Genomic DNA, 14,238 nt, shown 5'->3' with positions numbered 1-14,238 from the left:
ATTAGATTTTACCTTGGTATTTAGAACCAATGTGTCTAATTTCTGTTCTTCTGTTTTGTGCTTTACCTGCAGCAGTTTTGTTACTTGCAACTGGTTGAGAAGATCCAAATCCTTTAGACTCTAAGTTTTCTGGATTAACACCTCTTTCGATTAATGCATTTTTAACCGCAGCAGCTCTCTCTTCAGAAAGTTTTTGGTTGATTTTTGCAGAACCTGTACTATCTGTGTGTCCTTCAATAGAGAATTTCGCGTTTGGATAGTTTTTAAGGATTTCTTTAATTGCATCTAATCTAGCTGGAGTTTCTTTGTCTCCTGTTTTGAAAGTAGCTTTTCCTGAGTTAAAGTAAACCGCTCTAGCTTGAACTTTAAGATCTTCTAAAGCTTCAGAAGTTACTTCTGGACATCCTCTGTTTGAAGCAGGACCGTAAACTGTAGGACAATCATCATCTTTATCAGCAACACCGTCTTTGTCAGCGTCTAAGAAAGGACAACCACCATTTTCTTTAGGACCAGCAACTGTAGGACATTTGTCATCTTTGTCAGCGATACCATCACCGTCAGTATCAGGACAACCTTTTAAAGCAGCTAAACCAGCAACATCTGGACAAGCGTCATCTTTATCAGCAATTCCGTCTCCGTCAGTATCAGGACATCCGTTTAATGCAGCTAAACCAAATACATCTGGACAAGCGTCAGAAGCATCAACGATTCCGTCTCCGTCAGTATCAGGACATCCGTTGAATTGTTTTAAACCAGCAACATCTGGACAAGCATCATCTTTATCGTAGATTCCGTCTCCGTCAGTATCTTTACCTCCGAATTTGAAAACTAGACCTGCAGTGTGTTGGAAGTGAGATGGAGCGTCTGGAACACCAGCAGCATCTTGTCTGTCACCACTAACAGCCCATTTGTATTTTGTAGCAAGTTCAAGACCAATAGCATCTGTAAACCAGAAAGTAACACCAGCACCTGGGTTAACTGTTCCGTAGCTACTATCACCAAAGAAAGTATAACCTCCACCAACAGATAACGAAGGATCAACTACTTTAGAATGGATTAATTCTTGGAAGCTATACTTTACAGCAGCATCAATACCATAATACATTAAGTCACCAGGATTAGTTACAACATTACCTCTGTTGTCATGAGCTGGATCCTTTGGATTAAAAGTAACATATTTATCAATTTTGTTTACAGACCCTTGTAAACCAACAGAGAAACCGTGTCCAACATATCTACTTACTCCAATGTAAGATAAAGAAGGAAGGATGTTCCAGTTGTCTTTTACAGCGAATGGCTGAGAAAAGTGTTGATCGAAGAAACCATGTCCTGCACCAGAACTTGTTCTTGTATCAACTGCATTAACTCCAAATGAGATAGCCCATGGATTGTTACTGTCTTGTGCGTGAGAACTTAAACCCATCACCATCATCACAGCAACTAAAAGTTTGTTAAGATGTTTCATACTTAATTTTTTTAATTACAATTTAGTTAATTACAAGCAAAAGTAACACCAAATTTTTTAAATACAAAATGAAATGTTAAAAAAAACCTACAAAAATTTCACCAAAGTGGGAATTATATAACTTTTAACATTTGCCCCACTGATACAAAGGCGTTTATAGCCTTGTCCAAATGTTCTTTTGTATGCGCCGCTGACAACTGAACTCTGATTCTTGCCTTTTCTTTTGGCACAACCGGAAAAAAGAATCCTATTACATATATTCCCTGCTTCAAAAGTTCGTTTGCCATCGTTTGTGATAATTTTGCATCATATAACATAACAGGTACAATTGCCGAGTCTCCATCAATAATATCAAATCCGGCTTTTTTCATTCCTTCTTTAAAGTAGTTTGTATTCCACTCTAGTTTATCTCTTAATGTTGTATCTTTTTCTAAAAGCTCAAAAACCTTAATAGAAGCACCAACAATTGCAGGCGCAAGTGAATTCGAAAACAAATATGGCCTTGAACGTTGACGCAACAATTCAATAATTTCTTTCTTAGCTGTTGTATAACCTCCCATAGCACCACCAAGAGCTTTACCAAGAGTCCCTGTTATAATGTCTACTCGTCCCATTACACCTTTTGCTTCAAGCGTACCTTTTCCAGTAGCACCTATAAATCCGGCTGCATGACATTCGTCAACCATAACCATTGCATCATATTTATCTGCTAAATCACAAATTTTATCCAATGGTGCCACAAGACCGTCCATAGAGAAAACTCCATCAGTAACAATTAATTTAAAACGTGATCCGGCTTCATTAGCTTTAATAAGCTGTTGTTCCAGATCTTCCATGTTACTGTTTTCATATCGGTAACGAGCCGCTTTACACAAACGAACACCATCTATAATAGAAGCGTGATTTAAACTATCCGAAATAATAGCATCGTTCTCTCCTAACAAAGGTTCGAAAACTCCACCATTTGCATCAAATGCAGCTGCATAAAGAATCGTATCTTCTGTACCATAAAAATCAGAGATCTTTTTCTCCAAAGTTTTATGAATATCCTGCGTTCCACAAATAAAACGAACTGACGACATTCCGAAACCGTGTGTATCCATAGCATCTTTTGCCGCCTGAATAACTTCCGGGTGAGAAGAGAGTCCTAAATAATTATTAGCACAAAAGTTCAAAACCTTCTCTCCTGTAGAAATCGTAATTTCAGCATCTTGTGCAGATGTTATGATACGTTCTTTTTTGAAAATTCCATTTTCTTCAATAGTTTGCAACTCACTTTGCAAATGCTCTTTAATTTTACCGTACATTTTAATATATTTAAAACGTTAAATATTAACACTTTAAGGCACAAAAACCTCGCTAATCCTTTAACATCTGATTAATTTCTTCACAAATTTACTACATCGATTTCTGTTCCTATATATACCAGCGCTTTTTTTAACACTTTGTACCCTAAATCTTCAATAGCGTCTTGATATTCCTGAAGTTGCTGTGCATATTTAGAATTAACCGCTCCGGTTTTATAATCCAAAAGATAAGCTTCATTATTCTTCGTCAATACAATCCTGTCCGGTTTTAAAATTTTTCCTTCCTTTTGAACTATTGTCTGTTCGTTTAAAACCGAAAGATTTCCATCAAAACAAAAACTCAAATCCGAATGATTTACAATTTCCTGAAGTGTTTTTAAAACCATCTCTACCTGGTCAACTTTTATCAAACCATTTTCCAGTGCTTTTGTAATTGCCAAATCCACATCAGATTTATCTTTGACAAAAGCCAAAATCTCGTGCACTACATTTCCATAAGATATTGCTTCTTGCTGATGCGTTCCCCACATTAAAGCTTCTCGCTGCGCAATTTTTATATTCTTCGGATTCAAAACTTCAGAAACTACAGGAATCGGTTTTACCAAATCAACAGATTTACTTGAAACCGAAAGTCTTGTTTTATTTCCGAAATCATATTCTAACTTTTCCGAATCATAAACCCCTTCGCTAATTAAATATTTAATAAAGAAAGAAGCCATATTATATGGAAAATCACCATCTTTTCGTTCTTTTATCGATTGAGAAATCACATACAATTGTTCTTCTGCACGAGTTAAAGCAACATACAAAACATTGACATTATCAAGTAATTCCTCTTGTTTCTTTAGATTAAAAACTGCCGAAGCACTTTCTCCAAAACCTTCGACCGCACTACTATTATCAATTAATGCTTTTGGAATATCCAAACCTGCATCTTCTGTATCTAACCACAATTTATCTTTCGGTTTCCGATTGTAATCTTCTTCTGCAAAAGGCATAATAACCACAGGAAATTCCAAACCTTTTGATTTGTGAATAGTCATAATTCGAACAGCATTATTCCCTTCTGGGGAAGGAATACTAAATCGCTCTCCGTTTTTATCCCAAAAATATAAAAAATCAGCTATTCCAGCCTGGTTTCTAATATCTCTTTCCAGAACAATATCCAAAAAGAACTGAATATATGCATTTCCTTCTGACGGAAGCACAAACTTCGAAATGATAATCTCAACAGCTTCATACAATGACTTTTTCCGAACATCTTCAAAAGAAAGTGAAACGTCAAAAGTCAAAAGCCATTTTTCAAAATCCGCTTCAAATTTCTTTGCCATTCCCATCGCGATGAAATCGTGAATTGACATATTCGTTTCTTTATGCGTTGCCAAAAAATGCAAGAAATTAGCTTTCGATTCTAAATCGGCGCTATTATTTAGATACTTCAACAAATAAACAATCAAGCGAACTTCTGTCGCATTTTGAATCATCAGGGTTTCCGAAGACAAAAGCGGAATATTCTGTTCTGTCAAATAATTGGCAATTGCAATTCCCTGATCTCTTTTCCGAGTTAGAATTACAATGTCTTTATATTCAAAACCCTCACGAACTACTTTTTGAATTGTATTTAAAGTTGCTAAAACATACAAATCTGATTTTTCAACTACTTCTTCGTCGTCTCCATCATTTTTTTCAATTATTGGAAGAAAAGAAATATTTACATAACCGCCTTTTTTCGAATTTGAATTCTGAAAACTATGATTTTCATATAAATCCTTATAATCTTCATTAGAAAATTCAGCCGCCATTAACTTAAAAAAGGCATTATTAAAATCAATAACTTCGCTGTAACTTCTATAATTTGTATCGAGATGTTTAACTACTTTTTCGTGATTAAAAAAAGAAGTTTCCTCTTTCCCCAATTCAATAAACTGCTCAGCCTTTCCTCCTCTCCATCGATAAATAGACTGTTTTGGATCTCCAACAATCATCAAAGTTCCTTTGTTTCCAAAATCATCTTCACCAGAAAGTGAGTTATGAATAAGCGGAATCAAATTTTGCCACTGCATCTCGGAAGTATCCTGAAATTCATCAATAAAAAAATGACGATATTTCTCTCCTAAACGCTCATAAATAAAAGGCGCTGGCTGATTCTGAATTTCATTATGAATTATAGCATTAAATTCAGAAATAGATAAAACATTTTGTTCTGATTGAATTTTCGCCAACTCGTTACTAACGGTATTCAGCAAAGAAAGCGGCGTTATATTTTTTAGAAAGGCTTTATAAAAATCTCTTTTTTCGAAATTTTTATAAATTTTCTCCAGAATATGAAGCAGTTCCGGAATTATATTTTCGATTAAAGCACGGTCTTTCGCCGTTTTATTAATAGCAATATCATCGAATTCATGAAATGTTTTATTTCGAGGATTAAATTTCCCATCGCGAATACTTTCTAAATGATTTGGAAAGGTTCCTCTGGAAAAAGACTTCAAATCAATTCCGTTTTTATCAATTAAAGAAAGTGCTTCTGTTGCAAAATTTTCATTCTCAGATTCGAGATCTTTACACAAAATCAGCATTTTCTTTTTTATCTCAACAAACTCTTCGATCGATTTATCCTGAAAATGCAAAATCTCATTTCGGTTATTTTCATTTAAAACCAATCTTCCTGTTTCTAAAATTTCACGCGAAACATCCCAACTTTTATCGTCATCGGTTTTCTCCATCGTGAAATCAATCAACAACTTTGTCAAAGTTTCATCTTGTCCCGCCTGAGCGATAATTGCATCAACGGCTTCGATAAGTAAATTTTCTGTATCCAATGTAACTTCAAAAGTCATTGGCAAATTTAGATCGTGCGCAAAAGCACGTATTACTTTGTGTGTGAATTTGTCGATTGTAGAAATATCAAAAGCAGCATAATTATGAATAAGATGCTTTATAATACTTTGCGATTTAGTTTTGATTTTAATTACAGAAAATCCCGTATCACGAGACAAATCTTCCATTAAATCAACTGCTTTCGCAGAAGGCTCGTCTTTGGCAAACTCAGACAGACTTCCAACAATACGGCTTTTCATTTCATGAACCGCTTTGTTGGTAAAAGTTATGGCGAGAATATTTCGATAAGCATCATTTTTGGGAGACGAAAGAATAATTTTGAGATATTCCTTAACCAATGTATAGGTCTTTCCCGATCCTGCAGATGCATCATATATAGAGAAAGACGGACTTTGCATAAGTTTGGTTTTTCGTACGGTAAAAATAACACAATAAATATTAAAACCCAATTATGCAAAATTGCAAATTCCAATATCTGCAAGCAATGAACGCTTCAAATATTGGAATTTGGAATATATCATGTCCCGAAGTTTCGGGATTGGAATTTTAAAAAACTAATTCTGTGTTTTTGGGAATGCTCTTTTATTGAAAACCAGCAAGATTCCAACTCCTGTTGAAATTGCCATATCGGCTACATTGAAAATTGCATTGAAAAAAGCAAAATGTTTACCTCCAAAAACTGGCAACCAAGTTGGCAGATTCCCTTCCCAAATAGGGAAATAAAACATATCTACTACCAATCCATGAAACCATGATCCGTATGGAGTTGGCGAAAAAAGTGTTGCCAGATTATGTGTACTGTCGTCAAAAATTACTCCGTAAAAAACAGAATCAATAATATTTCCTGCTGCACCGGCAAAGATTAGTGCAATAGCAACTATCAAATAAGTAGAATGACGTTTTTTTATCGCATCGGCTAACCAATACCCAATTCCGAAAACGGCGAAGATCCTAAAAACTGTCAAAATCAATTTACCATATTCCCCGGGAATCTTTGTTCCCCAAGCCATTCCTTCATTTTCAATAAAATGAATCTTAAACCAACTAAAAACAGGATACTCGTCACCTAAAACAAAGTTTGTTTTCACATAGATTTTTGAAAGCTGATCAACAATTAAAACTAAGAATATAAGGAAATACGCTTTTCGTAATGTCATTTTAAAATTTTTTGATGCGCAAAAGTAACAATTTAATCAAAAAAAACGCCCCTTATGGAGCGTTAATTCTTTTGTAATAAAACCATATCTATATTGTTCAGGTTTAATTCTATGATATGTTCTAATTTTTAACAGCTGGTTTAGCCGATGCTTTTGGACTATCTGCAAAGAAATCCGATATCGACTTAAGCAATCCTTTACCTTCTTTTCCGGCAGTTGCTTTTTTAGCCTCAGCCTTTTTAACATCAGCTTTGAACTTGATTCGTATTTTTTCAAATTCTTTCATTCTACTCTCAACATCAGAGTTCACCTCTTTAAATTTCAATACTTTAGCCATAGTACAAGTTGTTTATAGTGAATAAATAAATCATTAACAATTGGGTATTACAATGATACATAAATTAATTTAAATTTGTTAATAAAAATTAACATTTGTTTAGCTAAAAAAGCTATATTTATCACACCAAACATACAAAAACGAATTATTTTTAATCACTCTCCTAAATCCTACAAATTATGAATGAAATCACAACCACATTGAACGATTTTTTAGTGAACACAAAATCCAGCGCTGCATTAATTCTAAATGGAAAAGGAAAACTAATCACTTCTCTTCATCTGGATTATGGAGACAGTATTGCAGCAATGAGCGCAGCAATCTTATCTATGAGCGAAAAATTCTTGATCGACTTAGATAAGGGAGCACTAAAACAACTCTTCCTGAAAACCTCTGAAGGAGTAGTAATTGGAAATAAAATAAGCGGCACAAATTTTATAATTGCTTTTTCCAGAGACGGAAGCAATCTGGGCTTATTAATGCGTTCAACAGATGAAGTCGCAGCCGAACTCAGCAAGAATTCCCTATTAAAATAACATAAATCTATTAACCCAACAAACCCACTAAACTATGAGTAACGACTTCTTAAACGTGTTTTTAAATGAAATGAAAACTAACGTAAACGGCTTTATTGCAGTAGCTGTAACCGAAATTGAATCAGGACTAAGCTTTGGAAATCTAACAATAGATCCAGGTTTTGACCCTGAACTTGCTGCAGCTTACAACCTTGAAGTTGTAAAAGCAAAATTAAGCGCTGTAAAAGCCTTAAATTTAAATCAGGAAATCGAAGATATTTTGATCACATTATCAAATCAAATTCATATTATCGACATTTCTCCTAACAAAAAATTCATGATTTACCTTGCAGCAGATTCTACTAAAGCAAATTTAGGAATGACAAGAGCTATTTTAAGAAAACATAAATTAGACTTAGAGAAAAACCTAGCGTAATAAACTTTATTTTTTATTAATTAGAACTGCTCAGATTATGAGTAGTTCTAATTAAAATATACTTTTCCAACCTCAACCTTCCTGCTTTTCGATCTTCTTACAAATAATAAGTCTAAAATTTTATCTTATTTTGAATAATTATAAATAATTTCTCTCAAAATAAAAAGACTCAATCTTTAAACAGTTTCGCAAAACATTAAACAAAAAAAAACGCCCCTAAAAGGAGCGCTTATTTGTATTTAGAAGTAGATTATCGTTGCAAGTTTTTAGCCTCGATACTCATTGTAGCATGAGGAACGATTTTAAGCCTTTCTTTGCCAATTAATTTACCTGTTACTTTGCAAATACCGTACGTTTTGTTTTCAACACGGAATAGCGCGTTTTTTAAGTCGCGTATAAACTTTTCTTGTCTAATTGCTAACTGAGAGTTTGCTTCTTTAGACATTGTTTCGCTTCCTTCTTCAAATGCTTTAAAAGTTGGAGAAGTATCATCTGTTCCGTTATTCAAATCGTTCATGTAAGCACTTTTTATTAAATCCAGATCGGCTTGTGCTTTTTGTATTTTATTTTGAATTATTTCTTTGAACTCTGCTAAATCAGCATCAGAGTATCTTGTAATTTCATCTATCATGGTATTATATTATTTTGAAATTAATATCAATGTTTTAATATCATCAAACTCAATTTCTGTGCCGTTTTCTAAAGCGTCCACAAAAACCAAATCATCTGTTAATGTCTCAGACTTAATATAGTCTTCATTTTTTAGAACTGCATCTTCTAAGATACCGTTTCTATTTATTTGAACTTTAATTTTATCGGTAACTTCAAATCCGGAATCTTTACGGATGTTTTGAATCCTGTTTACCAATTCTCTGGCGATTCCTTCGTTTTTCAGTTCTTCCGAGATTGTAATATCAAGCGCAACTGTAATTCCGTTTGAATTTGCAACCAACCAACCTTCAATATCCTGCGATGTTATTTCGACGTCTTCTAATGATAAAGTTACATTATTTCCAGCAATAACAATATCTAACGTCCCTTGCTTGTCTAACTGATTAATCTGATCTGCCGAAAAAGATTGTATTTCTTTGGAAATCAGACCCATATCTTTACCAAAACGTGGTCCAAGTGCTTTAAAATTAGGCTTTATCTGCTTCACCAAAATACCAGAATCATCGTCTAAAAGTATAATTTCTTTAACGTTTACTTCCGCTTTTACAAGATCAGAAATCGCTAAAATTTCAGCTCTCTGATTCTCGTCAAGTACTGGAATCATTACCTTTTGTAGAGGTTGACGTACTTTAATCATTTCCTTTTTACGAAGCGATAAAACCAAAGATGAGATAGTTTGCGCTTTCTGCATTTTGCTCTCTAACGTTTTATTAACAAAGTTTTCGACAAATTTTGGAAACTCAGCCAAGTGAACACTGCTATATTGCTCAGTTCCTGTTGAACTTGTTAAATCTCGGTACAATTTATCCATGAAAAATGGAGCGACCGGAGCGCTTAATTTACTGATCGTTAACAGACAAGTATAAAGCGTTTGGTAAGCTGCAATTTTATCATGAGCATATTCACCTTTCCAGAAACGACGACGACATAAACGAACGTACCAGTTACTTAAGTTTTCCTGAACGAAGTCAGAAATTGCTCTTGTTGCTTTAGTTGGCTCGTAATCTTCATAACATTCATCTACAAATTTCACTAATGAATGTAGTTCTGATATAATCCACTGATCGATTTCTGGTCTTTCGTTTAACGGAATTTCCGCTTCAGCGTATTTAAACCCATCGATATTGGCATATAATGAAAAGAATGAATAAGTGTTATATAATGTTCCAAAGAATTTACGACGAACCTCAGCAATTCCGTCAAGATCAAACTTTAAGTTGTCCCAAGGATTCGCATTCATGATCATATACCAACGTGTGGCATCAGGACCGTATTCTTCAATAGTTTTAAAAGGATCAATAGTGTTCCCTTTACTTTTAGACATTTTTATTCCGTCTTTATCTAAAACTAAACCATTCGAAACTACATTTTTATAAGCTACTTTATCAAAAACCAAAGTTCCGATTGCGTGTAAGGTATAAAACCATCCACGAGTCTGATCGACACCTTCAGCGATAAAGTTCGCTGGAAAATCTTTATTCTCGTCAATTTTATCTTTGTTTTCAAAAGGATAATGCCATTGTGCATAAGGCATTGCTCCAGAATCAAACCAAACATCAATTAAATCACTTTCGCGTTTCATTGGTTGTCCGGAAGCCGAAACCAAAGTAATTTGATCAACTACATTTTTATGTAAATCAATTAAATCATAATTTGATTCAGCCATATTTCCGATTTCAAAACCTTTAAACGGATTTTCTTTTTGAAAACCTGCTTCGATAGATTTTTCGATCGCATTGTACAATTCTTCTACAGAACCAATAAGAACTTCTTCTTTTTTGTCTTCAGTTCTCCAAATTGGCAACGGAATACCCCAATATCTAGAACGAGATAAGTTCCAGTCGTTGGCATTTTTCAACCAATTTCCAAAACGTCCTTCACCAGTAGACTTAGGCTTCCAATTGATAGTTTCGTTCAGGTCGAACATTCTATCTTTTACATCGGTTACTTTAATGAACCAAGAGTCTAGTGGATAATATAATAACGGCTCATCAGTTCTCCAACTGTGTGGATAACTATGTACGTATTTTTCAACCTTAAAGGCTTTATTTTCTTCTTTTAATCGAATAGCAATTTCAACATCAACAGAACGCTCTGGCGCTTGTCCTGCATCATAATATTCGTTTTTCACGTATTTACCAGCTAAATCACCCAAATGTGAAGTGAATTTTCCTTGTAAATCTACTAATGGAACTGGTGTTCCACTTTCGTCCAAAACCAACATTGGCGGTACTTCCGGCTTAGCTTCTTTTGCTACTTTAGCATCATCAGCACCAAAAGTTGGAGCAGTATGTACAACTCCGGTTCCATCTTCTGTTGTAACGAAATCTCCGGCAATTACTCTAAATGCGTTCTCAGCATTTTGATAAGGTAATACGTACGGTAATAATTGTTCGTAACGAATTTCTACTAAATCAATACCTTTTGCTTCTGCTAAAATTTTGTACGGAAGTTTTTTATCTCCTTCTTTTACATTATCAAAATCAGCATCGTCTTCGCTTGCAAAAAATCCTTTTCCGAATTGTTTTCCAACTAAGTTTTTAGCTAAAACAACATTGATTGGCTCAAAAGTATATTGATTGAATGTTTTCACTAAAACATAATCGATTTTTGGCCCAACTGTCAAAGCTGTATTTGATGGCAATGTCCAAGGAGTTGTCGTCCAAGCCAAAATATGAATATCACCAAAACCTTGTAAAAAGCTTGGCAAAGTTTCCGGCAAAGTTTTGAATTGCGCTACAATCGTAGTATCTGTAACATCTCTATAAGCTCCAGGCTGATTTACTTCGTGAGAAGACAATCCTGTTCCGGCTTTTGGAGAATAAGGCTGAATTGTATATCCTTTGTACAACAAACCTTTATCGTAGATTTGTTTCAAAAGCCACCAAACAGACTCCATATATTTTGGTTTATAAGTAACATATGGATCTTCCATATCTACCCAATATCCCATTTTTTCGGTCAAATCATTCCATACGTCCGTATAACGCATTACGGTTTTTTTACACGCTTCGTTATATTCTTCGATAGAAATTGTTTTACCAATATCTTCTTTTGTAATTCCAAGTTCTTTCTCAGTACCTAATTCTACAGGCAAACCGTGAGTATCCCAACCGGCTTTTCTTTTTACCTGAAAACCTTTTTGAGTTTTATATCTGCAAAAAATATCTTTAATCGCACGTGCCATCACGTGGTGAATTCCCGGTAAACCATTTGCTGAAGGCGGACCTTCAAAAAATACGAAAGGCTCTGCTCCTTCGCGAGTAGTTACACTCTTTTCAAATATATTTTCTTTCTTCCAAAAATCAAGTACTTCTGTTGCTACTGTTGGCAAGTCAAGTCCTTTGTATTCAGTAAATTTTGTGCTCATTTTATCCTTTTCTTAAACGAGGTGCGAAAGTAAGGAATTTTGGATTATTGACCATCAATTTCTTTAAATTTCACAAACTTTTGTTGAGATTATAGATACAAAAACAAAAGAATTGATTAGTTTCCGATACTTATCTCAATTTTTTGAGTAAATAATCCTAAAACTAACCAATTCTCTTTATTCTTTTTTTCTAATGAAAAAGACTATTTAAATCCTCCGAAATAAACTTCTTTCATAAAAATTCTATTTCCAAAAACAGCATTTACCTCCACTTTTTCACGGCTTTCCTGATAGAAAGTATCTCCGTAAAAATCTTCTATTTCGTAATTGATCTTATGCGGAATCTTTCCTGAATTCAAAGCCGCTACAGGACGATAATCCTTAAAGAGCTTTCGCTCAAAAAAACTTTTGTTTCCGTCATCAAATTCTGTTCTTTCTGTTGCAACAATCGAAAAGTTTTCTTTGTCTACAAAAAGATGATAATCTGTTTTAGGAATCGTTCTATTGCTTGCATTTAATGTTTTTTCGAAATAATTAAAATGATAACACAATCTTCCATCAACCATTTCGTCTTGCTGAAGCTCTAATTTATTCCATAAATCCATTCTAAAAAAAGTTAAAAAATTCACCGGATCCAGATTTGTCGAAAGATTACCATAAGTATACATCGGTAATTTTGCCCATTTTGCCTCAACTCCACTTTCGCGATCATTATGACTCCAAGCTTCCGGTCCGTTTACAATTTCGTAATAGGTTTCAGGCATTTTCTTTTTCAAAAGATAATTTGTCGTTGTCGCCCACCTTTCTTCTGTCTGAGGAATATTGCTTTCTTCTAAAGTTAGTTTCGATATTAAATGTGTTTTCTCTACTTTTTTCAAAACATCGCTTCCGCCTAAATTGGCAATTATTTTCGCTAACAAATCCGGATTAGATTGATAAGCGATAGAATCAAGCATATTCTCACGCTGAATTTTGCTTTTTTCTAAAGCTGCTGCTCTATTTTCTTTTTCAATATTCCAATCTGCTTCCTGGCGATCGATTTTCTCAAAAAAAGCTAATCTTAATTCTTCTTTTTCTTCGGCAATTTTTAATCCCAGCTTTTTAAGATCAGCAAAACGAGTTGTGTGATTTCTTATTTTCTTATCTACAAAATTAGCTCTGTTAACTCTTTCAACAATTGTCGATCCTCTAGAATCTAGTTTGTCATTTTCGATTAATAAATTAGCATACTGCAAAGCTTTTTCTTTGTTTTCGAGTAAAAAATAAGTTTCAGCCAAATTGTTCGTAACAATAAAACGAATATCTTCATTTGCCGGAGAAAGCGGATATTTAACCAACAAACTTTCTAAATACAGTAAATGTGGCGCAAGTAACTTTTCGTCAAGACCTTTCTCAAGAGTTACCTTCTCCATTTGAGCCGTAATTTCGGTCTCAAAAGCAAGCATTTGTTTGTATTCCGAATGTCCTTTTGTAGTTACAAATTCGAACCTTTCTTTAGAAACATCAGTTGTATATCCGAATTTATAATCTAAAAATTCCTGAATTCTTCCTGCTGCCTGATAAATAACATTATCAAACCCAAGTCCTACGCTGCTATAATCTGATTCTTTGACTGCGGTTCTTATTTTTTTATCATTTTCCGAAGCTGCAACTTTCATAGATCCCAGACTACTTCCCACACTTATTGAATAAGATTCTGAACCTCCAAAATCTTTGGTCAATAAAATTTTATCTCCGTACTTAACATCCAGTTTTACATTCGTTAAATAATTTGAACGCGCACTATAAACCCATTTGTTTTCTTTCTTATCAAATGTACTATCAATATTCATTTGCGTATATCTGGGCATCGCAAAGGTCAGATACAATTTAAGTTTCCCATTTACGGGATCTTTTATAAAACCATTAATATTGAAGTAGTGCTTCTTTAAATTGGTTTCTTCTTCTTGCAGGCCTTTTTCCATTTGATAAAAAGCCGTTTGTGTTAATACGTTGTCAAGAGCCTGAAATTCTGAATATCGAATTACCGGAATTTTAAATTTCTTCGTTTTTGAGCTTATTTTTTCTTGCGCCTGAATTGAACCAATTACAAGCAAAGCAATTAAGAGTAACGTTTTTTTCATAGGCAAAAAAAAAGCCAT

General features: G+C 34.1%; 10 protein-coding genes. 2 read left to right on the top strand and 8 right to left on the bottom strand.

The window, feature by feature from the left end; all coding sequences use genetic code 11:
* Position 1 precedes the first annotated feature (1 nt).
* The 5 genes from C8C83_RS10765 to C8C83_RS10745 form a co-directional block, all read right to left on the bottom strand.
* Entirely contained in the window at positions 2–1,465 is a 1,464-nt protein-coding gene (locus C8C83_RS10765) for an OmpA family protein (protein WP_121328548.1), read from the bottom strand.
* 113 nt (positions 1,466–1,578) lie between these two features.
* Positions 1,579–2,772, bottom strand: coding sequence for a glycine C-acetyltransferase (gene kbl / locus C8C83_RS10760; protein WP_121328546.1), 1,194 nt, complete (start codon positions 2,770–2,772; stop codon positions 1,579–1,581).
* An 80-nt stretch (positions 2,773–2,852) separates the two neighbouring features.
* Positions 2,853–6,008 carry a UvrD-helicase domain-containing protein gene (locus C8C83_RS10755; protein WP_121330019.1) on the bottom strand — a complete coding sequence of 1,052 codons (3,156 nt, stop codon included), beginning with the start codon at positions 6,006–6,008 and terminating at the stop codon, positions 2,853–2,855.
* 156 nt (positions 6,009–6,164) lie between these two features.
* A complete protein-coding gene (locus C8C83_RS10750; protein WP_121328544.1) occupies positions 6,165–6,767 on the bottom strand; it encodes a lipoprotein signal peptidase in 603 nt (200 codons plus the stop codon).
* A gap of 121 nt (positions 6,768–6,888) precedes the next feature.
* A complete protein-coding gene (locus C8C83_RS10745; protein ID WP_121328542.1) occupies positions 6,889–7,104 on the bottom strand; it encodes a hypothetical protein in 216 nt (71 codons plus the stop codon).
* A gap of 179 nt (positions 7,105–7,283) precedes the next feature.
* Between C8C83_RS10745 and C8C83_RS10740 the strand changes: the two genes are divergently transcribed.
* Complete coding sequence (locus C8C83_RS10740; protein WP_099709821.1) at positions 7,284–7,640, top strand: roadblock/LC7 domain-containing protein; 357 nt, start codon at positions 7,284–7,286, stop codon at positions 7,638–7,640.
* A 34-nt stretch (positions 7,641–7,674) separates the two neighbouring features.
* Positions 7,675–8,055, top strand: a complete 381-nt coding sequence (locus C8C83_RS10735; RefSeq protein ID WP_099709822.1) for a hypothetical protein — start codon at positions 7,675–7,677, stop codon at positions 8,053–8,055.
* 250 nt (positions 8,056–8,305) lie between these two features.
* On the opposite strand, the gene C8C83_RS10730 is transcribed toward C8C83_RS10735, so the two are convergent.
* The 3 genes from C8C83_RS10730 to C8C83_RS10720 all read right to left on the bottom strand — a co-directional run bounded on the left by C8C83_RS10730 (position 8,306) and on the right by C8C83_RS10720 (position 14,220).
* The gene (locus C8C83_RS10730) at positions 8,306–8,686 is read right to left on the bottom strand and encodes a TraR/DksA C4-type zinc finger protein (protein WP_007807070.1); all 381 of its coding nucleotides are present in this window, start codon (positions 8,684–8,686) and stop codon (positions 8,306–8,308) included.
* A gap of 9 nt (positions 8,687–8,695) precedes the next feature.
* Positions 8,696–12,097 carry an isoleucine--tRNA ligase gene (gene ileS, locus C8C83_RS10725; RefSeq protein WP_121328540.1) on the bottom strand — a complete coding sequence of 1,134 codons (3,402 nt, stop codon included), beginning with the start codon at positions 12,095–12,097 and terminating at the stop codon, positions 8,696–8,698.
* A gap of 203 nt (positions 12,098–12,300) precedes the next feature.
* Complete coding sequence (locus tag C8C83_RS10720; RefSeq protein ID WP_132011742.1) at positions 12,301–14,220, bottom strand: hypothetical protein; 1,920 nt, start codon at positions 14,218–14,220, stop codon at positions 12,301–12,303.
* Positions 14,221–14,238: the final 18 nt, after the last annotated feature.

The sequence above is a fragment of the Flavobacterium sp. 90 genome (assembly GCF_004339525.1).
GTDB lineage: Bacteria > Bacteroidota > Bacteroidia > Flavobacteriales > Flavobacteriaceae > Flavobacterium.
The sequence above is the reverse complement of the archived record's forward strand: the minus strand, read 5'-3'. Positions and strand labels throughout refer to the sequence as shown.